Here is a 26447-nt window from a genome sequence, read left to right on the forward strand (position 1 = left end):
TGCCGGTACTTCCCTGATGTCCGTCGCTTACGTTCGGATCGAGCAGCAGTTCGCACAGATAGCCCACGTCTGATCCAGCGGCGACGGACTGGGATGTACCGGCACGGCCCCGACCCACCCACCGGACCCCACGCGCGAGGCGAGCGCGAGCGCACCCGCGAGGTCAGCGCCCCACCGTGAAGCCGATCACCGTGCCACCGCCCTCGCGGTGGAACGCGAAGGGTGTGCCGTCGTGGGCCGTGGCGACCTCGCGGACGATGGACAGGCCGAGGCCCGAGCCGGGCAGGCTGCGGGCGTCGGCGGCGCGGTAGAAGCGGTCGAAGACACGCACGAGGTCGTCGTCTCCGATGCCGGGTCCGCGGTCGCGCACCTCGACGCGGACCGGCCCGGGCCGGTCATCCATGTCCGTACCGTCGGAATCACCGGACTGCCCTGCGCCGGTCCGCGGGGCGGGACCCGCCACCACGACCTCGATCGGCGACCTGCCGCCCCGGTCGAACTTGGCGGCGTTCTCCACGAGGTTGGAGACCGCGCGCTGGAGGGCGGTCGGCCGGCCGTCGACCGCGGTGTCCCCGGTGACGTGGACGGTGATCTCCCGGCCGGTGCGACGGCGCGCGACGATCGCGACGTCCTCGGCGAGATCGGCGAGGTCGAGGTGCCGTACGGGCTCGGTGTCGGACTGGCCGGCCGCGAGGGCCACCAGTTCGTTGACCAGATCGGTCAGCTCCCGGGACTCCAGGGCCAGGTCGGCGACGAGTTCCTCGCGGGCGTCGGGCGGCAGTTCGTCGATCCGGCGGAGCATCGAGATGTTGGTACGCAGGGAGGTCAGCGGCGTACGGAGTTCGTGCCCCGCGTCCTGGACCAGGCGACGCTGGTCCTCCTCGGACTGGGCGAGGCGGCCGAGCATCCGGTCGAAGGACCGGCCGAGGCGGGCCACCTCGTCGTACCCGGTGACCGGCACCTGGATGCCGAGGCGACCGGTGCGCGCCACGTCCTCGGCGGCCCCGGCGAGCCGCACCAGGCGCCGGGTGATGCGCCGGGCCAGCCACCAGCCGAACAGCCCCGCGGCGACCACGACAGCCCCGACGAGCAGCACGGTCCGCTGCTGGAGCTCCCGGAGCAGGTCCTCCGTGTCGCTGAACTGCTGGGCGATCTGCACCGCGCCCCGTCCGCCGCCGAGGGCGACGGTGGCGAGCCGGTAGCGGTCGCCGTCGACGTCGACGTCCTTGTGCTCCTCCAGTTCGCCCGCCGTGCCGTTGTCGGCGATCGCCCGGTCGTGACGGTTCACGGGCAGGGGCGGACCGCCGCGGTCGACCATCGCGCCGCCGGGCCCGAGCACCTGGATGTCGGTGCGGCTGGGCCGGATGATGTCGTCGAGGGGTCCGTCGTGGTCGGTGTCGGGGGAGGCGAAGTCCCGCGGCTGAAGCGGGTGATCACGGACCTGGTCGCGCAGGTCCTGTACGACCTCGGCGAAGACCGTCTGCTGGTCGACGCGCACCAGTCGGGCGGCGGCGTCGTAGCTCAGGAACCCGACCAGGACCGTGACGGCGGCGGCGACGGCAGCGAAGGACACGGTGAAGGTGGCGCGCAGGGAGGACACCCGGCGCAGCCGGCGGGGTGCCCCGGCGAACCGGGACAGCCGCCGGGCCCCCCGTTGCCGGGCTCCGTCCCCGACGGGCTTCCCACCGTCGACCTGACCTGCGCCGTCCGAGCCCGCGGGCCCTGGGGGCTCGGACGGGCCGGGGAGGGGTGGTGGCACTCAGTCCTCCCTCAGGACGTACCCCACGCCCCGAACGGTGTGGATCAGCGCCGGTGCCCCCGGCTCGTCGAGCTTGCGCCGCAGATAGCCCACGTACACGGCGAGGTTCTTGGAGCCGGGGCCGAAGTCGTAGCCCCAGATCCGGTCGTAGATGGTGGAGTGGTCCAGGACGATGTCCGCGTTGCGGACGAGGAGTTCGAGGAGTTCGAACTCGGTCCGGGTCAGTTCCAGCTCGCGCTGCCCGCGCCAGACCCGGCGTGCCTGGATGTCCATGCGCAGCCCGGCCGCGGAGATCTGCGCGCCGGAGGCCCGGGGCTCCCGCGGCGGCGGTGCGGGGGCGTCGTCGAAGGTGCCGTTACCGGTGCGGCGGAGGAGCGCCCGCAGCCGGGCGAAGACCTCCTCGACGTCGAACGGCTTGACCACGTAGTCGTCGGCGCCCGCGTCGAGGCCGGCAATGCGGTCCGCGGTCTCGACGAGCGCGGTGAGCATCAGGATCGGAGTGCGGTCGCCCTCGGCGCGCAGCACGCGGCACACCTGGAGGCCGTCGATGCCGGGCATCATGACGTCGAGGACGAGGACGTCCGGTGGGGTGCGGTGGGCCTGGGCCAGTGCTTCCACCCCGTCGGCCACGGCCGTCACCTCGTAGCCCTCCAGCGTGAGCGCCCTTTCCAGGGCATGGCGGATGGCGCGGTCGTCCTCGGCGAGCAGCACATGGTGGGGCACCCGACCAGTCTGCCAAGCCGCCGGAGGCGCGCGACCTGGTGAGCGGTCCGCGCCCGGCTTTATTACCGGCCTCTCACCCGCTCCCGGAGTGTCGGCCACCGCACAGGGACCGGCCGGGGGACGGGGCCGCGGGACGGGGCCGGCCGGTCCGGCTCGCGGGCGTGGTCAGCCGACGTGCACCCGTGGCCGCCGTCCGCGGTCGGGCTCGGCCTCGCGCAGGACCTCCCGGGTGACCGGGGCGACCTCGCCCTGGCCGAAGAGGAAGAAGCGCAGGAAGTTGGTGAAGGGGTCGCCCTCGGTCCACTCGAAGTAGATGTGCGGGATGCAGCCCGTGCTGTCGCGGACGTGCAGCAGCAGGGCGGCGAGCGCGTTGGGGATGGAGGAGGACTCCAGGGTGAGGACGCGGTAGCGGCCGTGCAGCACTTCGCCGCGTACGTTCATGACCGACTCGAACTCCGAGGGGTCGCCCACGGTGACCTCCAGGAAGACGAAGTCCTCCTGGGGCGGGAGGTCGTGGTCGGCGCGGATCTGCTCGATCTTCTCGCGGTACTCGGCGATGTCGCGCTTGTCGGGCTCGTTGGCGATGAACCGGATCCGCCGGCTCGCGATGTCCCGTACGAACCGCTCGGCCATGGCGTCCATGGTCATGCTGGTCACGCGGAGTTCGAACGCGCGGGCGAGCCTGGAGAGCAGGGAGAGCAGGATGATGCCGGCGATGAAGCAGGCACCGATCTTCACACCGTCGGGGCGTTCGATGACGTTCACGACGGTCGTGTAGAGGAAGACCACCGAGATGACGGCGAAGGCGACGGTCCAGTTCTTCTGGCGGGCCTTGCGGGCGGCGATGGTGACCGCGATGGCGGCGGAGCTGATCAGGACGAGGACACCGGTGGCGTACGCGCCGCCCTGCGCGTCGACGTCGGCGTCGAAGATCCAGGTGACCAGGAACGCGACCAGGGTGAAGACGATCACCATGGGGCGGACGGCGCGTGCCCAGTGCGGGGCCATGCCGTAGCGCGGGAGATAGCGCGGCATGAGGTTGAGCAGTCCGGCCATGGCGGAGGCGCCGGCGAACCACAGGATGGCGATCGTGGAGACGTCGTAGACGGTGCCGAAGGCGTTGCCGAGGTACTCGTGCGCCAGATAGGCGAGCGCGCGGCCGTTGGCCTGGCCGCCCGGCTCGAACTCCTTCTCCGGGATCAGCACGGTGGTGATGAAGCTGGTCACGATCAGGAAGACGCTCATGATCACGGCGGAGGTGGTCAGCAGCTTCTTCGCGCCGCGGATACGTCCGGCCGGCTTCTGCTCGGTGTCGCCCGGGTCGCCCTCCACGTGCGGCATGACCGCCACGCCGGTCTCGAAGCCGGACAGGCCGAGCGCGAGCTTGGGGAAGACCAGCAGGGACACCCCGATCATCGCGAAGACGTTCCCGTGTTCGGCGGTCAGGGCGGTGGTCCAGTCGGTGACGACGTACTCGTGGGTGATCACCTGCCAGATTCCCGACGCCGCGACCACGACGTTGAGCGTGAGATAGATGCCCACCAGCACCACCGCGACGCCGATCGCCTCCAGGAAGCCCTTGAGGAAGACGGCGCCCAGCAGGGCCACGAGGAACAGGGTGATCACCATCTGCTTGTCGTGCAGCGCGCTGTTGAGATGAGGGTTCTCCACCAGGTGGGTGGAGGCGTCGGCCGCCGAGAGGGTGATGGTGATCAGGAAGTCGGTGGCGGCGAAGCCCAGCAGGGTGAGGACGAACAGCTTGCCCTTCCAGAAGGACAGCAGTCGCTCCAGCATCGCGATGGAGCCCTCGCCGTGCGGGCTCTCCTCGGCCACTCGGCGGTAGACGGGCAGCGCGCCCGCCAGGGTGACGATGACGAGCACGATGGTCGCCACGGGGGACAGCAGTCCGGCCGCGAGGGCGGCGATGCCCGGCTGGTAGCCGAGGGTGGAGAAGTAGTCGACGCCGGTCAGGCACATGACCCGCCACCAGCGCTGTCCCTTGTGCACGGGCGCGGGCTCGGCCGGCCGGGGTACCTGGCGGCCCTTCCCCTTGCCCATGTCGGACAGGCCTTCCAGCATCCAGGCCCGCAAGCGGCTCGGTGGGGCGGGCTCGGTGCTGGCCATCGTGACTCTCCTGACGTACGTCTCTTCGATCGGTTCCGGCCATCGAGGAGACGGCGCCATCAGCGTAGACAGAGAGTGATCCGTGGGCCCACGCGTCCAGGGGCCCCAGGCGTCAAGCTTGCGTTAAGACCGGCTGGTCGCGCATCACGGGCGCGCCAAGAGGGGAACCGCCGGTGCCGCCGCACGTGCCGGCCGTCCCCGCCTCCTCCGCCCAGGTCCGGGAGCGCCGCGACCGCCCGGGCCGGGTGCCGGACGGCAGCGCCCTCGGCTAACGGCGCCTCACCTGCGGCGGGGCCTGCGGCTCCCCTCGGCGGACGGAACCCGGTGCCCGGGCCGCCGGCCGGTCGCCGTGGGCCGAGGAGGTGAGCTGCCAGGGCACGCTCGTCACCATCACGCCCGGGGTGAAGAGCAGCCGGCTCTTGAGCCACAGGGCGGACTGGTTGTGGAGGAGGTTCTCCCACCAGTGACCGACGACGTACTCGGGGACGAAGACGGCGACGATGTCGCGCGGGCTGTCGCGGCGCACCGCCCGGACATAGGCGACGACCGGCCTGGTGATCTCGCGGTAGGGGGAGTCGACGATCTTCAGCGGTACGTCGATGCCGTACTCCTCCCAGCGCCTGCGCAGTTCGGCCGTCGCGTCCGGGTCGACGGAGACCGTCAGCGCCTCCAGCCCGTCGGCGTGGATGGCGTGCGCGTAGGCGAGGGCCCGCAGCGTCGGCTTGTGGAGCGTGGACACGAGCACGATCGCGAGCACCCGGCTGGGCGGGACGAGTTCGACGCGAGGGTCGGTCACCGCCAGTTCCGCCGCCGTGGCGTCGTAGTGGCGCCTGATCGCGCGCATCGTCAGCCACAGCACGGCCGCCGCGAGGACGGCCAGCCACGCGCCCTCGGTGAATTTGGTGGACAGGACGACGAGGAGGACCAGTCCGGTGACGACCGCGCCCACCGCGTTGATCACACGCGCCGTGTGGTGGCGACGCCGCGTGGCCGCGTCGGGTGTGCCGCGCAGCGCACGGTTCCAGTGCCGCACCATGCCGAGCTGGGAGAGCGTGAAGGAGGTGAACACGCCGAGGATGTAGAGGTGGATGAGGCTGGTCACGTTCGCCCGGTAGCCCCACAGCAGCAGGCCCGCGACGATAGCGAGGGCCAGGATGCCGTTGGAGAAGGCCAGTCGGTCGCCCCGGTTGTGCAACTGGCGTGGCAGATAGCGGTGTTGGGCGAGGATCGAGGACAGCAGCGGAAAGCCGTTGAAGGCGGTGTTCGCGGCGAGGATCAGGACGAGGGCCGTCACCGCCTGGATGAAGTAGAAGCCGAGGCTGTGTTCCCCGCCGAACACCGCCGCCGCGATCTGCGCGATGACCGTGCGCTGGGTGTAGGAGGCGCAGTCGCCGTCCAGTCCCGTCAGCCGGCACGAGTCGTCCGTGATGTGCACCTTCGAGACCAGCGCCAGCGTGGTGACGCCGACGAACATCGCGATCGCGAGGCCGCCCATGGCCGCCAGCGTGGTGGCCGCGTTGCGCGACTTGGGCTTGCGGAACGCCGGCACGCCGTTGGAGATCGCCTCCACGCCGGTCAGCGCCGTACAGCCGGAGGAGAACGCGCGCAGCACCAGCATGAGCAGGGCCAGGCCCGTCAAGTGCGCGTCGGCGGGGTCCGGCGTGACACCGTAGGCGGCGCTCTCGGCGACCGGCGGGTCCCCGAGGGCGTACCGGATCAGCCCGGTGACCACCATGATCAGCACGCCGCCGATGAACAGATAGGTCGGCGCGGCGAAGGCCCGCCCCGACTCACGCATCCCGCGCAGGTTGACGGCCGCGAGCAGGGCGACGAAGACGAGTGCCATCGGGACGCGCTGGTGGGCGAGTCCGGGGAGTGCCGAGATGATGTTGTCGACGCCGGAGGCGACCGAGACGGCGACCGTCATCACGTAGTCGACCAGGAGCGAGGCGGCGACGACCAGTCCCGCCGAGGGGCCCAGGTTCGTCGAGGCCACCTCGAAGGAGCCGCCGCCGCTCGGATAGGCGTGCACCACCTGCCGGTACGACAGCACGACAACCGTCATCAGAGCCACCACCGCGCCCGCGATCCATGGCGTGAAGTGCAGATACGCCAGTCCGCCGAGGGTGAGCACGAGCAGGATCTCCTGCGTCGCGTACGCCACGGACGACAGAGGGTCGGAGGCGAAGATCGGCAGGGCCAGCCGTTTCGGCAGCAGCGTCTCGCGCAGTTCCTCGCTGCGCATCGCCCGGCCGATCACCAGCCGCTTCAGGATCCCCGTCACGTTGAACACGGGCGGAGGGTAAGCCCGGGGACGGGGGTGCGGGGATCCCCGACACTCGGTCCGGTCCCGACACCTTCCGGGGGCCTTCGGTCAGGGGTTCCGCGGTGACTCGTAAGGGATGCGTCAAAGGCGTGCCGCGCCCCGTATGGGAGGCGTCAACGGTGGCCGGATCCGGCCGGCGACGAGTTCTCCTCTAAGCGTCCGTTCGATTCGCACCTCTTTAGGAGCTCACGATGGCCGACGTGGCCTTCGTCGTCACCACGATCGCGGTGTTCGCGCTGGTGGCCCTCGTCGCCAAGGGGGTGACGAAGCTGTGACCGCCGAGAACATCGTCGGCCTGGTCGTGGCCGTCGCCCTGCTGGGCTATCTCGTCCTCGCCCTCGTCTTCCCGGAGAGGTTCTGAGCGCCGATATGAGCCCCGTCCTCGCCGGCGTACTCCAGCTGATCGCTCTGACAGCGGCACTGGCACTCGCCTACCGTCCCCTCGGCGACTACATGGCCCGGGTCTACTCCTCCGACAAGCACCTGCGCGTCGAGAAGTGGATCTACAAGGGCATCGGCGCCGACCCGAACACGGAGATGCGCTGGCCCGCCTATCTGCGCGGTGTCCTCGCCTTCTCCGCCGTCAGCGTCCTCTTTCTCTACGTCCTCCAGCGCGTCCAGGGTCACCTGCCCGGCTCGCTCGGCTTCTCGGCGATCGACCCGGATCAGGCGTTCAACACCGCCGCGTCGTTCGTGACGAACACCAACTGGCAGTCGTACTACGGCGAGCAGGCCATGGGCCACGTCGTGCAGACCGCCGGTCTGGCCGTGCAGAACTTCGTCTCCGCGGCCGTCGGCATCGCGGTGGCCGTGGCTCTCGTCCGCGGCTTCGCGCGGTCCCGCACCGGCGAACTCGGCAACTTCTGGACGGACCTGGTGCGCGGTGTGGTGCGCATCCTGCTGCCGCTGTCCGTCGTCGCCGCGGTCGTCCTGGTGGCGTGCGGCGCCATCCAGAACTTCTCCGGCATCCACGCGGTGGGCCAGTTCTTCGGCGGCTCGCAGCAGTGGAACGGCGGGGCCGTGGCCTCGCAGGAGGCCATCAAGGAGCTGGGCACCAACGGCGGCGGCTACTTCAACGCCAACAGTGCCCACCCCTTCGAGAACCCGACCCCGTTCACCAACCTCTTCGAGATCTTCCTGATCCTTCTCGTCCCCTTCGCGCTGACCCGGACCTTCGGCCGGATGGTCGGCAGCCTCAGGCAGGGCTACGCGATCCTCGCCACGATGGTCACCATCTGGATCGGCTTCACCGCGCTGATGATGTGGACCGAGTTCCACCACCACGGTCCGGCGTTCGACCTCGCCGGCGGGGCGATGGAAGGCAAGGAGACCCGCTTCGGCGTCGGCGGCTCGTCCATCTTCGCGGTGGCGACGACCCTGACCTCGACCGGCGCGGTGGACTCCTTCCACTCCTCCTTCACCGGTCTGGGCGGCGGCATCACGCTGCTGGGCATGCAGCTCGGCGAGATCGCGCCCGGTGGTACCGGCTCCGGTCTCTACGGCATGCTGATCATGGCGATCATCGCGGTGTTCATCGCCGGTCTGATGGTCGGCCGCACCCCGGAGTACCTGGGCAAGAAGATCGGCACCCGCGAGATCAAGTTCGCGGCCTGCTACATCCTGATCACCCCGGCGCTGGCGCTCGTCTTCACCGCCGCCGCGATGGCCCTGCCCACCCCGGGCCACTCGATGACCAACTCCGGCGCGCACGGCTTCTCCGAGATCCTGTACGCCTACACCTCGGGCGCCAACAACAACGGCTCGGCCTTCGCCGGTCTGAACGCCGACACGCAGTGGTTCAACAGCACGATCGGGCTGGCCATGCTGCTCGGCCGTTTCGTCCCGATGGTGTTCGTTCTCGCGCTGGCCGGTTCGCTCGCCGAGCAGAAGCCGGTGCCGGCGACCGCGGGCACCCTGCGTACCGAGAAGCCGCTGTTCACGGGCCTGTTGGTCGGAGCGATCCTGATCATCACCGGCCTGACCTACTTCCCGGCCCTCGCGCTGGGCCCGCTGGCCGAGGGGCTGGCGTCATGACCACCCGTACAGAGAACCAAGAGGACTCGATGTCCACAGCCACCCGGGCCCGGGCGCCGCACAGCGATGCGCCGAGCGGCCACAAGGACGAAGGAAAGGTCGGCGCGGGTCTTTTCGATCCCAAGCAGCTTCTCAGGTCGCTGCCGGACGCCTTCCGCAAGCTCGACCCGCGGGTGATGGTCAAGTCGCCCGTGATGTTCGTGGTCCTCGTCGGCTCCGTTCTGACGACGGTCTTCTCCTTCAAGGACCCGGGTGACTGGTTCGGCTGGGCGATCAGCGCCTGGCTGTGGCTCACCGTCGTCTTCGCCAACCTGGCGGAGGCGGTGGCCGAGGGGCGCGGCAAAGCGCAGGCGGACACCCTGCGCAAGGCCAAGACCGACACGGTGGCCCGGCGTCTGGTGGGTGACCGTGAGGAGCGGGTGCCCGGCACCGAGCTGAGGATCGGTGACCTGGTCGTCTGCGAGGCGGGCGACATCGTCCCCGGCGACGGTGACGTCGTCGAGGGTGTCGCGAGCGTCGACGAGTCGGCCATCACCGGGGAATCGGCCCCGGTCATCCGGGAGTCCGGGGGAGACCGCTCGGCCGTCACCGGCGGCACGAAGGTCCTCTCCGACCGTATCGTCGTCAAGATCACGACCAAGCCCGGCGAGACCTTCATCGACCGGATGATCGCCCTGGTCGAGGGCGCGGCCCGGCAGAAGACGCCCAACGAGATCGCGCTGAACATCCTTCTCGCGTCCCTGACCATCGTCTTCCTGCTCGCCGTGGCCACCCTGCCGCCGTTCGCGGACTACGCGGGCACCCACCTCACGATGGTCGTGCTGGTGGCCCTGCTCGTCTGCCTGATCCCGACCACCATCGGCGCCCTGCTCTCCGCGATCGGCATCGCGGGCATGGACCGTCTGGTGCAGCGGAACGTCCTCGCGATGTCGGGCCGCGCGGTCGAGGCCGCCGGTGACGTCTCCACCCTGCTGCTGGACAAGACCGGCACCATCACGCTGGGCAACCGGCAGGCGTCGGAGTTCGTCCCGGTGACGGGGACGACCGAGGCCGAGGTCGCGGACGCGGCCCAGCTGTCCTCGCTGGCCGACGAGACGCCGGAGGGGCGCTCGATCGTCGTCCTGGCGAAGGAGCGGTACGGGCTGCGCGCGCGGCACCAGGGCGAGCTGGCGGGCGCCGAGTGGATCGCCTTCACCGCCCAGACCCGGATGTCGGGGGTGGACGTCGACGGCACGAAGATCCGCAAGGGCGCGGCCGGTTCGGTCATCGCCTGGGTCAAGGAGCGGGGCGGCACGGTCTCCATGGACGCCGACACCCTGGCCGACCGGATCGCCGAGGCGGGCGGCACCCCGCTGCTGGTGGCCGTCGAGGACTCGCGCGGGGCTCGCATCCTGGGCGTCATCCACCTCAAGGACGTCGTCAAGGACGGCATGCGCGAGCGGTTCGACGAGCTGCGCCGCATGGGCATCAGGACCGTCATGATCACGGGCGACAATCCGCTGACCGCCAAGGCGATCGCCGAGGAGGCGGGCGTCGACGACTTCCTCGCGGAGGCGACTCCCGAGGACAAGATGGCCCTCATCAAGCGGGAGCAGGCGGGCGGCAAGCTCGTCGCGATGACCGGCGACGGCACCAACGACGCCCCCGCGCTGGCCCAGGCGGACGTGGGTGTCGCCATGAACACCGGCACCTCGGCCGCCAAGGAGGCCGGGAACATGGTGGATCTGGACTCCAACCCCACCAAGCTCATCGAGATCGTCGAGATCGGCAAGCAACTGCTGATCACCCGGGGCGCGTTGACGACGTTCTCCATCGCCAACGACGTCGCCAAGTACTTCGCGATCATCCCGGCGCTGTTCGCGGCGGTCTACCCGGGCCTGGACAAGCTCAACGTCATGCACCTGTCCTCGCCCGACTCCGCGATCCTCTCCGCGGTCATCTTCAACGCGCTGATCATCATCGCGCTGGTGCCGCTCGCCCTGCGGGGTGTGCGGTACCGCCCGGTCAGCGCCGACAGGCTGCTGCGACGCAATCTCGGGATCTACGGCCTCGGTGGCCTGGTCGCGCCCTTCATCGGCATCAAGGTCATCGACCTGCTCATCTCCCTCGTCCCCGGGCTGTAACTTCTCGAAAGCGTGCTGATCACCATGAACAACTCGGTAACCAACACGGCCCGGTTGCTCTGGGCCGGCCTGCGGGCCCTGCTCGTCCTGACCGTCATCTGCGGAGTGCTCTATCCGCTCGCCGTCACCGGGGTGGCCCAGGGACTGTTCTCCGACAGGGCGAACGGCTCCGAGATCACGGCGGACGGCAAGGTCGTCGGCTCCTCGCTCATCGGCCAGGCCTACAACCTGCCGCTCAAGAAGGGCCAGGAGACCCCGGAGCCGGACCTGAAGTGGTTCCAGGGCCGTCCGCAGAACGGCCTCGGCGCCAACAGCGTCAACACCCGGTACAAGCTGATCCTGTCCGGCGCCACCAACCGGTCCGGTGACGACAAGGACCTGATCGACTGGGTGACCGCCGCCAAGAAGGCCGTCGTCAAGGACAACTCGGTCCCCGGCTACACGGTGCGGCCCGCGGACGTGCCCGCCGAGGCGGTCACCTCCTCCGGCTCCGGCCTGGATCCGGACATCTCCCCCGACTACGCGGACATCCAGGTGCACCGCGTCGCGGAGAGGAACGGACTGTCCGTCGCCCAGGTGCGAAAGCTGGTCGGCGAGCACACCGACGGCCGGACCCTCGGCTTCATCGGCGAACCCCGGGTCAACGTCCTCGAACTCAACATCGCGCTCAAGGGACTTGTGGCGAAGAGCTGACGGAATGACGTGCGTCAGCCGGGAGTCGGCGAGCGGGGAGACCGCGGATCGCCGACTCCCGGCGCCGTCCGGGCGTTCCGTCCACTCTGCCGCCGGTCAGACGAGGTGGGCGAAGACCACCAGGTTGTCGGTGTAGTCCTTGACGGAGCGGTCGTAGGTGCCGGCGCAGGTGATGAGGCGCACCTGGGCGTCGGGAGTGTCGGCGTACACCCGCTTGTCGGGGAAGTCGTCCTTCGCGAAGGTCTCCGCGCTGTCGACGACGAAGGACGCCGTCCGGCCGTCGGACCGCTGGACGCTGAACTTGTCGCCCTTCTTCAGGTCGCTGAGGCCGGCGAACACCGCGGCGGAGGTCGTCGTGTCGACGTGCCCGGCGATGATCGCCGCACCCCGCTCACCGGGGGAGACACCCTTGGCGTACCAGCCGACCAGGTTGGTGTCGTTCGCGGGCGGGGGCTGGAGCCGGCCCGCGTCGTCGATGACGAGGTCGGTGAAGGGCGCGTCCACCGAGATCTTCGGGATGAGCAGACGGGTCGGCTCGGCCCGCGGGAGATGCTTCCCGTCCTCATGAACGGCCGAGGGTGCCCGCGAGGCCGAGGGCGCGGGGGCCGCCGCGGCCCGGGAGGCGGGGGAGGGGCCGGACGGTTCGTCATGGCCGCGGAACAGGCTCATCGCCAGCAGGACCGCGATGCCGGCGCACCACACGATCCACGTCACACGACGCCGGGATTTCCGGCCGGGCGACGTGAACGGGCTCTCGGCAGGAGAGGACAAGCGGGCTGCCATCGGGGCACCACCTCATCGGGTCGGGGCAGCAGAGCGGACAGGGCCGAAACAGCTTGAACAGCAAGAGCAGGAACAGCAGCGAGAGCAGGAAAGGGAGCAACGGGAGCAAGGGCGCAAGGCCATAGGCCGGTAACCGGAGACGGAGACGGAGACGGAGAGAGGGGCAGGGTCAGGGGCCGGGGCGGAGAAGGAGAAGGAGAAGGAGCAGGGGTGGGGGTTGGCGGAGGTGTCGGAGAGGGAGGGCCGGCCGGGCCGCCACGGGGGTCGTGGGTGGCGGCCCGGGCCGCTATGTCGTCAGGCATGGTCAGGCCACACCGCCCTCGGCGCTTCTACGGCGCAGCGCGTAGACGCCCGCGGCCGCGACGCCCAGGATGGCGATTCCGCCGGCCGTGACACCCGAAGAGGCGAGACCGCCGCCACCGGTGTGCACGCCGCCGTGGGGCTTGCCGTGCTCCGAGTCCTTCTCCCAGGAACCCGAACCCTTCTCGGAGTCCGAGGAGTCCTTCTCCCACGAACCTGAACCCTTCTCGGAGTCCGAGGAGTCCTTCTCCCACGAACCCGAACCCTTCTCGGAGTCCGAGGAGCCCTTGTCCTTGTAGGTCTCCGGGTCGTACTTCTTGTCGTCCTTGTTCCAGTCGTCCGCCGTGATGGCCGTCAGCGCACCGCCGCCGGTGTGCACGCCGCCCTCCGGCTTCTCGTGGTGCCAGGAGCCCTTGTCGTGGCTGTCCTTCCAGGAGCCCTTGTCGTGCTCGCTGTCCTTCCAGGAGCCCTTGTCGTGCTCCTTGCTGGAGGAGGAGTCGTGCTCCTTGCTGGAGGAGGAGGAGTCGCCGTGGTCCCAGTCGCCGGCCGAGACGGCGTAGGCGCCGGGGGCGGCGATCGCGAGAGCGGCGGTGGCCGTCGCGGCGGCGAGGAGCATGCGGGCAGATCGCATTTCGGAGTCCTTCCGTCGGGACCAGGCAGCTGACCTCTTGTCAGCAGACAAAAACCCGGCCCGACGTGATCCACCGTCAAGCCGAAGCGTGAAGCCCACCACTTGAGAAGCCCGCCCGGCCCACGGCCGGCGTACCCCCCATCGGCCGCTCACGCCACTGCCCGAGGGCGGCCCTACCTTCCTGACCTGCTGATTCACCGAGAAGGCCCGGTGTCCCGCGGGCCGGTGCGGAGCTCCGCGCATGACCCGATCGGCGGCGACTCGTCTGCGCACCCCGATAGGCCGCGCGGGGATCCGGCGTCAGATCCCCACGTCCCGGCGGCTCATGTCCTCCAGCGACTCACGGCGTACGAGGACGCGGGCGATGCCGTCGGACACCGCGACCACGGGCGGACGGCCGACCAGGTTGTAACCGGAGGCCATGGAGAGGTGATACGCCCCGGCCGCGGGCACGGCGAGGAGGTCGCCGGGGCGTACGTCGCCCGGGAGCGCCACCTCGTCGGCGAGGATGTCGCCCGCCTCGCAGTGCCGGCCCACGACGGTGACGCGGCGGGGCGGTGTGCGGGAGGCCCGGCCGATGAGCCGGGGCGCGTACCGGACGCCGTACAGCGCGGGCCTCGGGTTGTCGCTCATGCCGCCGTCGACGGCGACGAAGGTGCGTGCGCCGGTCCGTTTGACGGACAGGATCCGGTAGACGGCGACCCCGGCCGGGCCGACGATCGCCCGCCCCGGCTCCAACATCAGCCGGGGGAGCGGGAGTCGGGCGCGGCTGCAGCCGTCCTCCAGTTCGGCGCGGACCCGGGCGGCCAGGTCGGAGACGTTCATGCTCTCCTCGCCGGGCCGGTGGGCGATGGCGTGGCCGCCGCCGATGTTCAGCTCGGGGAGGACCACTCCGTGCCGGTCCCGGACCCGGGCCAGCAGTCCGACCATGCGGCGCACGGCGGCGACGTACGGCTTCACGGAGGCGATCTGCGAGCCGATGTGGCAGTGCAACCCGACGAGTTCGAGGTGCGGCTGGTCGAGTATCCGGGTCATGGCGTGCCGCGCCGAGCCGTCCGCGACCGACAGGCCGAACTTCTGGTCGTCCGTGCCGGTCCGCACCTTCGCGTGGCCGCCGGCCGCGATGCCGGGCACCACCCGCACCATGACCTTCTGCCGGGTGCCGGACGGGGTGATCGCGGCGAGGCGGGCGATCTCCGACGTACTGTCCACGACGATGCGTCCGACGCCGAGGCGCAGGGCGGTGCGCAGATCCTCCGGGCTCTTGGCGTTGCCGTGCATCACGATCCTCTCGGGCGGGAAGCCCGTGGTGACGGCGAGCGCGAGTTCCCCGGCGGAGCAGACGTCCATGCCGAGTCCCTCCTCCCGGACCCAGTGGGTCATCGCCCGGCACAGGAACGCCTTCGCCGCGTACACGACGTCGGCCTCGGGGAACGCGGCGCGGTAGGTACGGCAGCGGTCCCGGACCTCCCGCTCGTCCAGGACGTAGACGGGGGTGCCGAAGCGGTCGGCGGCCTCGGCGAGGGAGACACCGGCGAGCGTGAGGTCGCCGTCGGGGGCGGGACGGGTGGACCGGGGCCAGACGGACAGACCGTCGGGGTCCCGGTCGTCGGTACCGGTGCCGGCGTTTCCGGCGTCCTTCCCGGCGTCCGTGCCGGTGTCGGGGCCGGTGCGGGTGCCCGCTGGTCCGGTGCCGGTGGCTCCGGTGGCGGGCCCGGTGATCACGGGAGGTTCCTGGACGGACATGGTGCCTCCTCAGCCGATCAGCGGGTTCGGACACGCGGCGGCGGCGCCGGACACCCGCACGACGCCGGCGTGCCGGGGATGCCACCGGCGCCGGGAGTTCTCGCGCTCGCGGACCGTGGCGGCGGCACGGTCCGTCGTGGGGGCGGAGAGCTGCGGGTCGACGGTGAGGGCGGTGACGCCCAGGGGCGCGGCGAGTGCGCGCAGCGCGGGTTCGGAGAGCCGTATCCAGGTCTGGTCGCTGCCGAGGGTGGCGGTGAGTTTCGCCGCCGAGGTGAATCCGACGGCCGTACGAGCGCCGAGGGGGGTGCGGAAGAAGCGGGTCGCGCAGCCCGTGGGTCCCGGCCGGACGGGGACGAAGAGCGGTCCGGGAAACCGGAGCCCGTGTCGTCCGGCCGGGAGGCGTTCAGCGGGTTCGGGGTCCTCGGAACGATCGAGTGGAGACATGTACTGCTCCTCGAAGAGGGAGTGACGTGCGCCGCCCGACCCGTTCGGCCGGGCGCTCCGGTGACGCTATGCCCGGCCTGCCGGGGTTCGACCGCCCCGCTGACACATGCTTGACGGCGAGCGGCTGAGCCGTAACGGGATGCTGACGGGCCGGGACGCGGGTCGCCGTGGACGACGGGCCCGTGCACCCCGCGTGTCACCCTCCGCGTTCGGACCGGCCCTGCGTCAGCTCCCGCGTGTCACCCTCCGCGTTCGGACCGGCTCTCCGTCAGCTCCCGCGTGTCACTCCGCGTTCAGGACCGGCCCTCCGTCAGCTCCCGCGCGTCCAGGGGCAGGCGCAGGGCGATCCGGCGGTGCACCGCGGAGAGGTGGTCCGCCAGGGGCGAGGGCGGTACGGCCAGCACGGGACAGCGGGCGTGCGCGAGGCAGTAGCGGGCGACGGAGGGGAGCAGCGCCCGGAGGACCGGCCCGCGACCTCCCGCCCCGACCACCAGGAGGTCGTCCTCCCGGTCGGCGGTCTCCACCAGGGCGGGCCCGCCGGCCCCCTGCGCGACCACGGCCCGGTAGGGAACCCCGGGTCCCGCGGTACCGAAGGCCGCTTCGAGCGCGGCGAGCAGCCGTCGGCCCGCGTCCCGCCGGAGGTCCTCCAGCGGCAGCGGGCAGAGCGCGCGCCGGTGTGCGAGGGAACCGCCGGGCGGCTCCCAGGCGAACACGACCACCAGCTCCGTACCGCCGCGCCGGGCTTCGTACGCGGCCCGGTGCAGGGCCGCCAGGCCGCCCAGCGACCCGTTCACCCCGACCACGACACGCGGCCGTCCGGCAGCACTCCCGCCCGCACCCTCATCTGTCGCCCGCACCGCGCCCTCACCCATCCCTCGTTCGTTCCTCGGCGTACGACTGCCCCGGTAGGCGTCCGTCTCCCATGGAAGGCGCCCCGGACGACGGCGAACGGAGTGCTGACGCCTCCCTGACACCCCGGGCTTCTGTTCTGACGAGTCCCTGACCCCGCTCCTGGCACACTGATCGGCCGGGCGGGCGAGGGAGGCGATCATGCGAGGCGGACGGAGGATCACGGTGGTGACCGGGGGCAGCCGCGGTATCGGCGCGGCCGTCTGCCGACGGCTGGCCCAGGAGGGCCACGACCTCGTGATCGGCTACCGGTCCGACCGCGCGGCGGCCGACGCGGTGGCGGACGCCGTCGCCGACGCGGGCCGGAACTGTCTGGCCGTGGCCGTGGACACCTCCGACCCCGCGGCGGTCGACGGGCTCTTCGACGCGGCGGCCGGACTCGGCCCGGTCACCGGACTGGTGAACAACGCGGGCGTCAGCGGACCCAACGGACGGCTCGCCGACGCCGACCCCGGCGGCATGCGGGACGCCCTCGCGGTCAACGTGCTCGGCTATCTGCTCTGCGCGCGCCGTGCCGTACGGGAGATGACCGCGGCCGGCGGGGGCGCGATCGTCAACGTCTCGTCCGCCGCGGCGACCCTGGGCAGTCCGGGCCAGTACGTCCACTACGCGGCGGCGAAGGCCGCCGTCGACGCTCTGACCATCGGTCTGTCCAAGGAGGTGGCGGCCGACGGTATCCGGGTGAACTGCGTCGCCCCGGGCACCATCTGGACGGACTTCCACGAGGACCCGCAGCGCCCGGCCCGGGTGGCCGCCGGCATCCCCATGGGCCGCGCGGGCCGGCCGGAGGAGATCTCCGGCGCGGTGGCCTGGCTGCTGTCGGACGACGCCTCGTACACGACGGGCGCGGTGCTCCGGGTGGCGGGCGGGCTCTGAACGTCCCGGCGCCGGTGGGCCGGGTTCCGGCGGAGACCCGGGTCAGATTCCCTGGAGAACCCGGGTCACGGCCACACCAGGCAGTACGGCTGGTGCCCCGCCTCGTGCAGGCGGTGCGAGAAGTCCTGCCACTCGTGCAGCAGCTGATAGACGTTGAACGCGTCGCGCGGGCCGCCCCGGTCCGGGACGGTGGACCAGATGAACGCGGCCGCTCCGACGGCCTCCTCGCCTATGCCGCGCAGCGGGTCGACGACGGTCATCGGGAGCTTGACCACGGCGTAGTCGGGGTGCAGAACGACGAGTTCGAGCGGCGGCACCTTGTTCAGGGGGACGCCTTCTATGCCGGTGAGGACCATCGCGGCCATCGTCTCCGGCTTGATCTTGGTGAACATGCCGTTCATGCCGAGCTCGTCGCCGCCGAGTTCCTCGGGGCGCATCGAGATCGGGACCCGGGCCGCCGTCGCGCCGTCCGGGGCGCCGAAGTATTTGTACGTCACCCCCACTCGGCCACCATTCCCGCTCTCCGACCGCAGTCGCTCCACCGCGCGGTCGATCCGCTCGGGGTCACTCTGCGATCCCTGTGCCTGTCCTGCCCGTGTGCCGGCCGCTTCCTCCGCCTCGCGCCGGTGTTTCCCCCGCCGGGCACGCCGAGGGTTGAGGTCGTCGGTCCCCTCGCCCAGTCCGCCACCGCGATGCATATCTCCACCCGACTGCTTTTCTAAGTCGCGCGACCCCCGCCACGCAACCCGATCATCGTGACAGTGACCTCCCCCACGGTCGCACGCCGAAACGTACGCCGAAACACCTGTCCGCGGGATCTTCGCGGCCCCTGAACACCGTCGTTCATGTGAGCTGTCCGTTCGTAGCCCAGTTTCGCAGATGGCCGGGGGAAGGAGCCCGGTTGTCGTACCGGCCTCCGTCACACCGGCCCCACGATGGCCGGGATCTTTCCTCTGTGGAGCCGTACGTCGGGCCGGGTTCATCCGTTCACGGCCGCCTCGTTCTTCCCCTCACGGACCCCCGGGGCCCCTGGCCTACCCTGAGGAGGTCACTAGCCCCCCGGAGTCGGAGACGTCGCAGGTCATGACCGAACTGCCTTATCCCTACGAAGCCCCAGCCTCGCAGTCGCTGTTCGACCGTGCGGCGGCCGTCACCCCCGGTGGCGTGAATTCTCCCGTGCGCGCCTTCCGAGCCGTGGGCGGTACGCCCCGGTTCATGGTGTCCGGTACCGGTCCGTACCTGACCGACGCCGACGGCCGTGAGTACGTCGACCTCGTCTGTTCCTGGGGTCCGATGATCCTCGGGCACTCCCACCCGGCGGTCATCGCCGCCGTTCAGGAAGCCGTCTCGCGCGGTACGTCCTTCGGTACGCCCGGTGAGGGAGAGGTCGCCCTGGCCGAGGAGATCGTCGCGCGCGTCGAACCCGTCGAGCAGGTCCGGCTCGTCTCCAGCGGCACGGAGGCGACGATGTCGGCCATCCGGCTGGCCCGCGGGTTCACCCGGCGGTCGAAGGTGGTCAAGTTCGCCGGCTGCTACCACGGACACGTCGACTCGCTGCTCGCCGCGGCGGGCAGCGGGCTGGCGACCTTCGCGCTGCCCGACACGCCCGGCGTCACCGGCGCCCAGGCCGCCGACACCATCGTCCTGCCCTACAACGACCTGGAAGCCGTGCAGGCCGCCTTCCACGCGCACCCCGGTGAGATCGCCTGCGTGATCACCGAGGCCTCGCCCGGCAACATGGGTGTGGTGCCTCCCGCGCCCGGCTTCAACCAGGGCCTCAAGGACGCCTGCGCGAAGAACGGCGCCCTCTTCATCTCCGACGAGGTCATGACCGGCTTCCGCACGAGCAAGGCCGGCTGGTACGGGATCGACGGCGTGCGCCCCGACCTGATGACCTTCGGCAAGGTGATGGGCGGCGGCTTCCCGGCCGCCGCGTTCGGTGGCCGCGAGGACGTCATGGCGCACCTCGCGCCCGCCGGGCCGGTGTACCAGGCGGGCACGCTCTCGGGCAATCCGGTCGCCACCGCCGCCGGGCTCGCGCAGCTGCGGCTCCTCGACGACGCGGCGTACGACAAGGTCGACGCGGTGTCGGAGCGGATCCGGACGCTGGTGACCGAGGCGCTCACCAAGGAGGGTGTGACCCACCGTCTGCAGAGCGCCTCCAACATGTTCTCCGTCTTCTTCACGGGACGTGAGGTGCGCGACTACGAAGGCGCGAAGGCGCAGGAGTCCTTCCGCTACACCGCGTTCTTCCACTCGATGCTGGCGCAGGGCGTGTATCTGCCGCCGTCCTCGTTCGAGTCGTGGTTCGTGTCGACGGCTCACGACGAGCAGGCGGTTCAGCGGATCGCCGACGCCCTTCCGGCGGCGGCACGGGCAGCGGCGGAGGCCACGGCATGAGCGACCCCACGAGCAACGGCGACACCACCGGCAGCGGCGACATCACCGTCGTCCACCTGATGCGGCACGGCGAGGTCGCCAACCCGGACGGGGTGCTCTACGGGCGGCTGCCCGGGTACCACCTGTCCGAGCTCGGACGGCAGATGGCCGACCGGGTCGCCGAGCACCTCGCGGCGCGTGACGTCACGCATGTCGTGGCCTCGCCGCTGGAGCGGGCGCAGGAGACGGCCACGCCGATCGCGAAGGCGCACGGTCTCGACCTGGCGACCGACGGGCGGCTCGTCGAGGCGGACAACGTCTTCCAGGGCAAGACCTTCGGCGTCGGGGACGGCGCGCTGCGGCGGCCGGAGAACTGGAAGCACCTCGTCAACCCCTTCAAGCCGTCCTGGGGCGAGCCGTACGTCGAGCAGGTCGTGCGGATGATGGGCGCGCTGGACGCCGCCAAGGACGCGGCGCGCGGCCACGAGGCGGTGCTGGTGAGCCATCAGCTGCCGATCTGGATCGTGCGCAGCTATGTGGAGAAGCGGCGGCTGTGGCACGACCCGCGCAAGCGGCAGTGCACGCTGGCGTCCCTGACGACCTTCACCTACCGGGGCGACAAGATCGTGTCCGTGGGCTACACCGAGCCCGCGCGCGATCTGGTTCCGGCTCATCTCCTCGCCGGTGCCAAGCCGGTGAAGGGCAAGGACAAGGCGTTCGGGGCCTGACGGGCAGAAGCTGATAAGCCCGGCTGAACGGGCGCATCTTCGTAAAATCATATAAATCTGTGCGCGTTGGACGGAACCTCCGACTTCATCGTGCCCTCTCATGGGATGCCAGCTGAGAGCCAGCTGAGAGGGTGCGATGAAACGAGGACCGTATGCGGGACGTCAGCCGGAGGGGCATGATCGGCCTCGGCGCAGGTGCCGCGGCCACGCTGGGACTTGCCGCGTGCGGCACCATCGCGCAGAAGGACGCCGTGGGTCACCCCGGCGGTTCCCCCACGGCCGGCACCGGCAGGCCGGGCGCCCCGAAGCGGACCGCGCGCCCCATCGGTGACGGTTCCACCGCCTACACGGGCAAGCAGCCGCGCCAGCCCGGGCGCCCCGTGCCGCTGGAGCCCGGTGAGACCCCGCCGCAGTTCGTGGTCTTCTCCTGGGACGGCGCCGGCGAGGTCGGCACCGGTCTCTTCGAGCGCTTCCTCCAGCTCGCCGACGAGAACGACGCGCACATGACGTTCTTCCTCTCCGGGCTCTATCTGCTGCCCGAGTCGAAGAAGCGCCTGTACCTGCCGCCGAACAACCCGCGCGGCGCCTCGGACATCGGTTACCTGAGCGACGAGCACGTCAGGTCCACGCTGAAGCTGGTCCGTCGGGCCTGGCTCGACGGCCATGAGATCGGCACCCACTTCAACGGCCACTTCTGCTCCGGCTCCGGCTCGGTCGCCAACTGGACGGCCCGGCAGTGGCGCAGCGAGATCGAGCAGGCCAAGTCCTTCGTGACGGAGTGGCGCACCAACTCGGGCTGGACGGATCTGCCCGCGCTTCCCTTCGACTACGAGAAGGAGCTCGTCGGCGCCCGCACCCCGTGTCTGCTCGGCCAGAGCAACCTGCTGCCCGTAGCCAGGGAGCTCGGCTGGCGTTACGACGCCTCCTCGCCCGGCGGTGTCCAGCGCTGGCCGCAGAGGAAGCAGGGGCTCTGGGACCTGCCGCTGCAGGCGATGCCCTTCCCCGGGCACCGCTTCGAGGTCCTGTCGATGGACTACAACATCCTCGCCAACCAGTCGGTCAACTCCACCCGGGCGCCCTCGTACAACTACCCGGCCTGGCGCACCCAGGCGGCCGAATCGTACATCTCCGGATTCAAGCGGGCGTACGAGACGAATCGCGCCCCCTTCTTCATCGGCAACCACTTCGAGGACTGGAACGGCGGCATCTACATGGACGCCGTCGAGCAGGCCTTCACCCACATCGCCCGGGAGAAGGAGAAGAGCGCCGACGTGCGCCTCGTCTCCTTCCGCCAGTTCGTGGACTGGCTGGATGTGCAGCGGCCCGAGGTGCTGGCGAAACTCCAGTCGCTGGACGTGGCGGAGCGGCCCTCCGGCGGCTGGAACTCCTACCTCCGGGGGCGGACCGCCTGAAATGCGGGTTTCCACCCGCAAGGGGGGTGCGGAAGATCCCCGAAACGGGCATGCGAAACTTTTCACATGAGTGCCGCCTGCCGCGCAGACCAGCGCCCGAACCGCACCCGTGGCCGTGCCGCCCTGTACACCGCAGGGGCCGCCGTCGCCGCGCTCGTCCTGACCGCGTGCGGGTCGGGCGGCACGAACGGCGGCTCCGGCGGCAGCGGCTTCGTCGCCGGCAAGGACGGCATCTCGACGGTGGCGAAGAGTGAGCGGGTGGCCATCCCCGACCTTTCCGGCAAGACCGTCGACGGCAAGCAGCTCGACGTCGCGGACTACAAGGGCAAGGTCGTCGTCCTGAACGTGTGGGGCTCCTGGTGCCCGCCGTGCCGCGCCGAGGCGTCGAACTTCGTCAAGGTCGCCAAGGAGACCGCGTCGCAGGGCGTGCAGTTCGTCGGCATCAACACGCGTGACGCCAGCACCGCTCTGGCGAAGGCCTTCGAGAAGGAGCAGGGGGTCACGTTCCCCAGCTTGTACGACCCCACGGGCAAGCTGATGCTCCGCTTCAAGAAGGGCACGCTCAACCCGCAGACCATCCCGTCCACGCTCATCATCGACCGGGACGGGAAGATCGCGGCCCGCACGCTCCAGGCGCTCAGCGAACAGAAGCTGCACGAGATGCTCGACCCCATCGTCGCGGAGAAGTGACCGGCGTGTCCCTTCTCCTGGCGTCCACGAACCTCGCCGCCCCGACCGGCATGAACACCACGGTCTACAACGGCGCCCTGCTGCTCGCGCTGCCGATCGCCGCGCTCGGCGGGCTCGTCTCCTTCTTCTCGCCGTGCGTCCTGCCGCTCGTACCCGGCTATCTGTCGTACGTCACCGGAGTCAGCGGCACGGATCTGGCGGAGGCCAGACGGGGGCGGATGGTCGCGGGGGCCAGCCTGTTCGTGCTCGGCTTCACCGCCGTGTTCGTCTCCGGTGGGGCGCTGTTCGGCTACTTCGGCTCGACGCTGCACGAGTACAACGGCATCCTCAGCAAGATCCTCGGCGCCCTGATGATCGCGATGGGCGTGTTCTTCATGGGGCTGATGCCCTGGCTCACCCAGCGCGAGTTCCGCTTCCACCGGCGGCCGGTGACAGGGCTCGCGGGGGCGCCGATACTGGGCGCGCTCTTCGGCATCGGCTGGACGCCGTGTCTGGGCCCGACACTCACCTCCGTCACCGTGCTCTCCATGGACCAGGCGAGCGCCGGCCGTGGCGCCATACTGACCGTCGCGTACTGCCTCGGCCTGGGAGTGCCCTTCGTCCTCGCCGCTGTCGCCTTCCGCAAGGCGCTCGGCGCGTTCGGCTGGGTGAAGCGGCACTACACCTGGGTGATGCGGATCGGCGGCGGAATGATGATCGTGACCGGCCTGCTCCTGCTCACCGGTGCCTGGGACAGCCTGGTGCAGCAGATGCAGACGTGGTCCAGCGGCTTCACGGTAGGGATCTGACCCATGAGGACGACCGACACTGACACCGGCTCGGGCGGGACTCCGGACCCGGCGCCCGCCAAGCGGCACATCGGGGTGAGTGCCGACGGCGAACTCGGCGAGGCCGGTTCGCAGCTGTCCACCGCGCCCGTGGAGACGGCGATGCCCGGCTCCTTCGGCGGCGCGCGGACACCCGGCGCCACGGGATGGATCGCCTGGACCGCCCGCGAGGTCGTCGGCTGGGCCCGCTGGTTCTGGCGTCAGCTGACGTCGATGCGGGTCGCGCTGATCCTGCTCTTCCTGCTGTCGCTCGGCGCCATCCCCGGCTCGCTCATCCCGCAGTCCAACCAGGACGCGGCGAAGGTGCAGGAGTTCAAGGACGCGCACAGCGTCCTCGGTCCGCTCTACGACCGGCTCGGCCTGTTCCACGTGTACAGCTCGGTGTGGTTCTCCGCGATCTACATCCTGCTGTTCATCTCGCTCATCGGCTGCATCGTGCCCCGCACCTGGCAGTTCGTCGGGCAGCTGCGCGGCCGTCCGCCGGGCGCCCCCAAGCGGCTGTCCCGGCTGCCCGCGTACGCGACCTGGCGCACGGAGGCGGAGCCCGAGCAGGTCCGCGAGGCCGCGCTCAAGGTGCTCAGGCAGCGCCGGTTCCGGGCGCACATCGAGAAGGACGCCGTCGCCGCGGAGAAGGGCTATCTGCGCGAGACCGGCAACCTGCTCTTCCACATCGCGCTGATCGTCATGCTCGTCGCCTTCGCCTGGGGCCAGCTCTTCAAGTCCGAGGGCAACAAGCTGATCGTCGAGGGCGACGGCTTCTCGAACACCCTCCTGTCCTACGACGACTTCAAGTCCGGCAACCTCTTCAGCACCGACGACCTCACGCCGTTCAGCTTCGACCTGAAGAACTTCACCGGCACCTACGAGCGGACCGGCCCCAACAAGGGCACGCCCCGCACGTACCAGGCGACCGTCGACTACAGCGTCGGTGCCTACGGCAAGGAGAAGAAGACCGTCGTCAAGGTCAACGAGCCGCTGGTGGTCGGCGACTCGAAGGTCTACCTCACCGCCCACGGCTACGCGCCCGTCGTGACCGTCCGGGACGGCAAGGGCAAGGTCGTCTTCCACGAGGCCGTGCCCCTGCTGCCGCTGGACTCCAACGTCACCTCACAGGGCGCCGTCAAGGTCATGGACGGCTACCGGAACGCGCGGGGGAAGAGCGAACAGCTCGGCTTCTCCGCCTTCTTCGTGCCGACCTTCGCCGGGGCGGGCAAGGGCGACATGTTCTCCCAGTTCCCCGCGCTCGACTACCCCGTGCTCGCGCTGAGCGGCTTCCACGGCAGCCTCGGGGTCGACGCGGGCCTCCCGCAGAACGTGTACCAGCTCGAGACCTCCCACATGAAGCAGTTCAAGGACGCCAAGGGCGAGATCCTCAAGTCGCGGCTGCGGCCCGGCGAGACGATGACGCTGCCGGACGGCGCCGGTTCGATCACCTTCGACAAGGACATCAAGGAGTGGGCGAACTTCCAGGTCACCCAGCAGCCCGGCAGTGACTGGGCGCTGGCCGGGGCGTTCGCCGCGATCTTCGGCCTCGCCGGATCGCTGTTCATCCAGCGCCGCCGTGTCTGGGTGCGGGCCACCACCGGCGACGACGGTGTCACCGTCGTCGAGATGGCCGGCCTCGGCCGCAGCGAGTCCGCGAAGCTTCCCGAGGAGCTCGGCGACCTGGCCGCGCTCGTGCACGAACAGGCACCCACCAAGCCCGACGAAGACGCGGCACCCACCGACGCCGACGCCGAACCGACCGCAACAGCCGCCGAAGGGGCTGAGAAGCAGTGACGCTCGCCACCGCACACGACCTGGGCGCCGTGACCGACCTGGCCACCGCGACCAACGAACACCTCGCCAACATCAGCAACACGCTGATCTACTCGGCGATGGCCGTCTACACCCTGGCATTCTTCGCCTACATCGCCGAGTGGCTCTTCGGCAGCCGCAGCAAGGTCGCCCGCACCGCCAACGCGCTCACCGCGAACGGCGCCAGGACGACCGCGGCGGCCCCCGAGGTCACCGCGCAGAAGGCCGGCGGCACCGCTGTACTGGAGCGGCCGAAGGTGGTCACCCGGTCCGCGGTGGGCGCGCGGGACGTGCCCGACGGGCCCGGAGCGCACGGCGGGGACGAGCAGGGCGACCTCTACGGGCGGATCGCCGTGTCCCTCACCGTGCTCGCGTGGGCCGTCGAGGCGGCGGGTGTGGTCGCCCGCGCCCTGTCCGTGCGGCGGGCGCCGTGGGGCAACATGTACGAGTTCAACATCACCTTCTCCACCGTCGCCGTCGGGGTCTTCCTCGTCCTGCTCGCGCTGAAGAAGAACGTCCGCTGGCTCGGCCTCCCCCTGGTCACCACGGTCCTCCTCGATCTCGGTCTCGCCGTCACCGTCCTGTACACCGCGAGCGACCAGCTGGTTCCCGCGCTGCACTCGTACTGGCTGTACATCCACGTCTCGACCGCGATCCTGTGCGGCGCCGTCTTCTACGTGGGCGCCGTCGGCACGCTGCTCTACCTCTTCAAGGACTCCTACGAGAACAAGCTCGTGAACGGCGGGCAGCCCGGCCGGTTCGCCACCTCCGTCATGGAGCGGCTGCCCGCCTCGGCCTCGCTCGACAAGTTCTCCTACCGCGTGAACGCCGCCGTCTTCCCGCTGTGGACGTTCACGATCATCGCGGGCGCGATCTGGGCGGGCGACGCCTGGGGCCGCTACTGGGGCTGGGACCCCAAGGAGACCTGGGCGTTCATCACGTGGGTCGCCTACGCCTGCTACCTCCACGCGCGGGCCACGGCCGGCTGGAAGGGCCGCAAGGCCGCCTACATCGCCCTGATCGCCTTCGGCTGCTGGCTGTTCAACTACTACGGCGTCAACATCTTCGTCAGCGGCAAGCACTCCTACGCGGGCGTCTGACCCGCCCGGACGCGATACGGCCGGCCCCGGTGACCTGTGTCTG

The 26447-nt window shown here is 70.5% G+C and carries 22 protein-coding genes; 12 read left to right on the plus strand and 10 right to left on the minus strand.

Going from position 1 to position 26447, the window contains the following annotated elements:
* Positions 1–163: 163 nt before the first annotated feature.
* The 4 genes from ACFWBT_RS26550 to ACFWBT_RS26565 all read right to left on the minus strand — a co-directional run bounded on the left by ACFWBT_RS26550 (position 164) and on the right by ACFWBT_RS26565 (position 6851).
* Positions 164–1639, minus strand: coding sequence for a sensor histidine kinase (locus tag ACFWBT_RS26550; protein ID WP_385704891.1), 1476 nt, complete (start codon positions 1637–1639; stop codon positions 164–166).
* Positions 1640–1759: 120 nt separating this feature from the next.
* Entirely contained in the window at positions 1760–2470 is a 711-nt protein-coding gene (locus tag ACFWBT_RS26555; protein ID WP_385704894.1) for a response regulator transcription factor, read from the minus strand.
* A gap of 177 nt (positions 2471–2647) precedes the next feature.
* Positions 2648–4606, minus strand: coding sequence for an amino acid transporter (locus ACFWBT_RS26560; RefSeq protein ID WP_385704848.1), 1959 nt, complete (start codon positions 4604–4606; stop codon positions 2648–2650).
* 268 nt (positions 4607–4874) lie between these two features.
* Positions 4875–6851, minus strand: coding sequence for an APC family permease (locus tag ACFWBT_RS26565; RefSeq protein ID WP_385704896.1), 1977 nt, complete (start codon positions 6849–6851; stop codon positions 4875–4877).
* 352 nt (positions 6852–7203) lie between these two features.
* Between ACFWBT_RS26565 and kdpF the strand changes: the two genes are divergently transcribed.
* Genes kdpF through ACFWBT_RS26585 form a run of 4 tightly spaced genes read left to right on the plus strand, consistent with a single transcriptional unit; the run spans position 7204 to position 11782 of the window.
* On the plus strand, positions 7204–7293 hold the full coding sequence (gene kdpF / locus ACFWBT_RS26570; RefSeq protein ID WP_033264828.1) for a K(+)-transporting ATPase subunit F: 90 nt from the start codon (positions 7204–7206) through the stop codon (positions 7291–7293).
* 8 nt (positions 7294–7301) lie between these two features.
* Positions 7302–8966: a potassium-transporting ATPase subunit KdpA gene (gene kdpA / locus ACFWBT_RS26575; protein ID WP_385704852.1), complete on the plus strand. Its 1665-nt coding sequence runs from the start codon at positions 7302–7304 to the stop codon at positions 8964–8966.
* Positions 8963–11089 carry a potassium-transporting ATPase subunit KdpB gene (gene kdpB, locus ACFWBT_RS26580; protein ID WP_385704853.1) on the plus strand — a complete coding sequence of 709 codons (2127 nt, stop codon included), beginning with the start codon at positions 8963–8965 and terminating at the stop codon, positions 11087–11089. The genes kdpA and kdpB overlap by 4 nt, the downstream gene beginning before the upstream one ends.
* Positions 11090–11113: 24 nt before the next feature.
* Complete coding sequence (locus tag ACFWBT_RS26585; RefSeq protein ID WP_385704856.1) at positions 11114–11782, plus strand: potassium-transporting ATPase subunit C; 669 nt, start codon at positions 11114–11116, stop codon at positions 11780–11782.
* A 96-nt stretch (positions 11783–11878) separates the two neighbouring features.
* Here ACFWBT_RS26585 and ACFWBT_RS26590 read toward each other — a convergent pair whose 3' ends face one another.
* From ACFWBT_RS26590 to ACFWBT_RS26610, 5 genes are all read right to left on the minus strand, one after another.
* Positions 11879–12565, minus strand: coding sequence for a class F sortase (locus tag ACFWBT_RS26590; RefSeq protein WP_385704859.1), 687 nt, complete (start codon positions 12563–12565; stop codon positions 11879–11881).
* Between the two features lie 304 nt (positions 12566–12869).
* Positions 12870–13496, minus strand: coding sequence for a hypothetical protein (locus ACFWBT_RS26595; RefSeq protein WP_385704862.1), 627 nt, complete (start codon positions 13494–13496; stop codon positions 12870–12872).
* Positions 13497–13796: 300 nt separating this feature from the next.
* Positions 13797–15242: a diaminopimelate decarboxylase gene (gene lysA, locus ACFWBT_RS26600; RefSeq protein WP_385704865.1), complete on the minus strand. Its 1446-nt coding sequence runs from the start codon at positions 15240–15242 to the stop codon at positions 13797–13799.
* Between the two features lie 9 nt (positions 15243–15251).
* Positions 15252–15686, minus strand: a complete 435-nt coding sequence (locus ACFWBT_RS26605) for an SAV_915 family protein (RefSeq protein WP_385704868.1) — start codon at positions 15684–15686, stop codon at positions 15252–15254.
* Between the two features lie 293 nt (positions 15687–15979).
* A complete protein-coding gene (locus ACFWBT_RS26610; protein ID WP_385704871.1) occupies positions 15980–16558 on the minus strand; it encodes a universal stress protein in 579 nt (192 codons plus the stop codon).
* Positions 16559–16736: 178 nt separating this feature from the next.
* On the opposite strand from ACFWBT_RS26610, the gene ACFWBT_RS26615 reads away from it, so the two are divergent.
* On the plus strand, positions 16737–17471 hold the full coding sequence (locus ACFWBT_RS26615; protein WP_385704874.1) for an SDR family NAD(P)-dependent oxidoreductase: 735 nt from the start codon (positions 16737–16739) through the stop codon (positions 17469–17471).
* A 65-nt stretch (positions 17472–17536) separates the two neighbouring features.
* On the opposite strand, the gene ACFWBT_RS26620 is transcribed toward ACFWBT_RS26615, so the two are convergent.
* Entirely contained in the window at positions 17537–17974 is a 438-nt protein-coding gene (locus tag ACFWBT_RS26620) for a hypothetical protein (RefSeq protein WP_019061278.1), read from the minus strand.
* A 580-nt stretch (positions 17975–18554) separates the two neighbouring features.
* Here ACFWBT_RS26620 and hemL point away from each other — a divergent pair.
* From hemL to ccsB, 7 genes are all read left to right on the plus strand, one after another.
* Entirely contained in the window at positions 18555–19871 is a 1317-nt protein-coding gene (gene hemL / locus ACFWBT_RS26625; protein WP_266761412.1) for a glutamate-1-semialdehyde 2,1-aminomutase, read from the plus strand.
* Positions 19868–20578, plus strand: a complete 711-nt coding sequence (locus ACFWBT_RS26630; protein ID WP_385704879.1) for a histidine phosphatase family protein — start codon at positions 19868–19870, stop codon at positions 20576–20578. The genes hemL and ACFWBT_RS26630 overlap by 4 nt, the downstream gene beginning before the upstream one ends.
* 152 nt (positions 20579–20730) lie before the next feature.
* A complete protein-coding gene (locus ACFWBT_RS26635; RefSeq protein ID WP_385704882.1) occupies positions 20731–21990 on the plus strand; it encodes a hypothetical protein in 1260 nt (419 codons plus the stop codon).
* A gap of 66 nt (positions 21991–22056) precedes the next feature.
* Positions 22057–22680: a TlpA family protein disulfide reductase gene (locus ACFWBT_RS26640; RefSeq protein WP_385704885.1), complete on the plus strand. Its 624-nt coding sequence runs from the start codon at positions 22057–22059 to the stop codon at positions 22678–22680.
* A gap of 50 nt (positions 22681–22730) precedes the next feature.
* A complete protein-coding gene (locus tag ACFWBT_RS26645; RefSeq protein WP_385704899.1) occupies positions 22731–23468 on the plus strand; it encodes a cytochrome c biogenesis CcdA family protein in 738 nt (245 codons plus the stop codon).
* A 3-nt stretch (positions 23469–23471) separates the two neighbouring features.
* Positions 23472–25286 carry a cytochrome c biogenesis protein ResB gene (locus tag ACFWBT_RS26650; protein ID WP_385704887.1) on the plus strand — a complete coding sequence of 605 codons (1815 nt, stop codon included), beginning with the start codon at positions 23472–23474 and terminating at the stop codon, positions 25284–25286.
* A complete protein-coding gene (gene ccsB / locus ACFWBT_RS26655; RefSeq protein ID WP_385704889.1) occupies positions 25283–26404 on the plus strand; it encodes a c-type cytochrome biogenesis protein CcsB in 1122 nt (373 codons plus the stop codon). The genes ACFWBT_RS26650 and ccsB overlap by 4 nt, the downstream gene beginning before the upstream one ends.
* Positions 26405–26447: the final 43 nt, after the last annotated feature.

Origin of the sequence: Streptomyces sp. NPDC060027 (assembly GCF_042737005.1) — a bacterium.
In the GTDB taxonomy this organism is placed as follows: Bacteria; Actinomycetota; Actinomycetes; order Streptomycetales; family Streptomycetaceae; genus Streptomyces.

What these genes read in the sequence shown, in the direction of transcription:
- ACFWBT_RS26640 (WP_385704885.1), top strand. Translation starts at nt 22,057, where the DNA reads ATGAGTGCCGCCTGCCGCGCAGACCAGCGCCCGAACCGCACCCGTGGC.
- hemL (WP_266761412.1), top strand. Translation starts at nt 18,555, where the DNA reads ATGACCGAACTGCCTTATCCCTACGAAGCCCCAGCCTCGCAGTCGCTG.
- ACFWBT_RS26635 (WP_385704882.1), top strand. Translation starts at nt 20,731, where the DNA reads ATGCGGGACGTCAGCCGGAGGGGCATGATCGGCCTCGGCGCAGGTGCC.
- ACFWBT_RS26615 (WP_385704874.1), top strand. Translation starts at nt 16,737, where the DNA reads ATGCGAGGCGGACGGAGGATCACGGTGGTGACCGGGGGCAGCCGCGGT.
- ACFWBT_RS26630 (WP_385704879.1), top strand. Translation starts at nt 19,868, where the DNA reads ATGAGCGACCCCACGAGCAACGGCGACACCACCGGCAGCGGCGACATC.
- ACFWBT_RS26605 (WP_385704868.1), bottom strand. Translation starts at nt 15,686, where the DNA reads ATGTCTCCACTCGATCGTTCCGAGGACCCCGAACCCGCTGAACGCCTC.
- kdpB (WP_385704853.1), top strand. Translation starts at nt 8,963, where the DNA reads ATGACCACCCGTACAGAGAACCAAGAGGACTCGATGTCCACAGCCACC.
- ACFWBT_RS26650 (WP_385704887.1), top strand. Translation starts at nt 23,472, where the DNA reads ATGAGGACGACCGACACTGACACCGGCTCGGGCGGGACTCCGGACCCG.
- ACFWBT_RS26610 (WP_385704871.1), bottom strand. Translation starts at nt 16,558, where the DNA reads ATGGGTGAGGGCGCGGTGCGGGCGACAGATGAGGGTGCGGGCGGGAGT.
- ACFWBT_RS26595 (WP_385704862.1), bottom strand. Translation starts at nt 13,496, where the DNA reads ATGCGATCTGCCCGCATGCTCCTCGCCGCCGCGACGGCCACCGCCGCT.
- lysA (WP_385704865.1), bottom strand. Translation starts at nt 15,242, where the DNA reads ATGTCCGTCCAGGAACCTCCCGTGATCACCGGGCCCGCCACCGGAGCC.
- ACFWBT_RS26585 (WP_385704856.1), top strand. Translation starts at nt 11,114, where the DNA reads ATGAACAACTCGGTAACCAACACGGCCCGGTTGCTCTGGGCCGGCCTG.
- kdpA (WP_385704852.1), top strand. Translation starts at nt 7,302, where the DNA reads ATGAGCCCCGTCCTCGCCGGCGTACTCCAGCTGATCGCTCTGACAGCG.
- ACFWBT_RS26590 (WP_385704859.1), bottom strand. Translation starts at nt 12,565, where the DNA reads ATGGCAGCCCGCTTGTCCTCTCCTGCCGAGAGCCCGTTCACGTCGCCC.
- ACFWBT_RS26565 (WP_385704896.1), bottom strand. Translation starts at nt 6,851, where the DNA reads ATGCGCAGCGAGGAACTGCGCGAGACGCTGCTGCCGAAACGGCTGGCC.
- ACFWBT_RS26560 (WP_385704848.1), bottom strand. Translation starts at nt 4,606, where the DNA reads ATGGCCAGCACCGAGCCCGCCCCACCGAGCCGCTTGCGGGCCTGGATG.
- ACFWBT_RS26645 (WP_385704899.1), top strand. Translation starts at nt 22,731, where the DNA reads ATGAACACCACGGTCTACAACGGCGCCCTGCTGCTCGCGCTGCCGATC.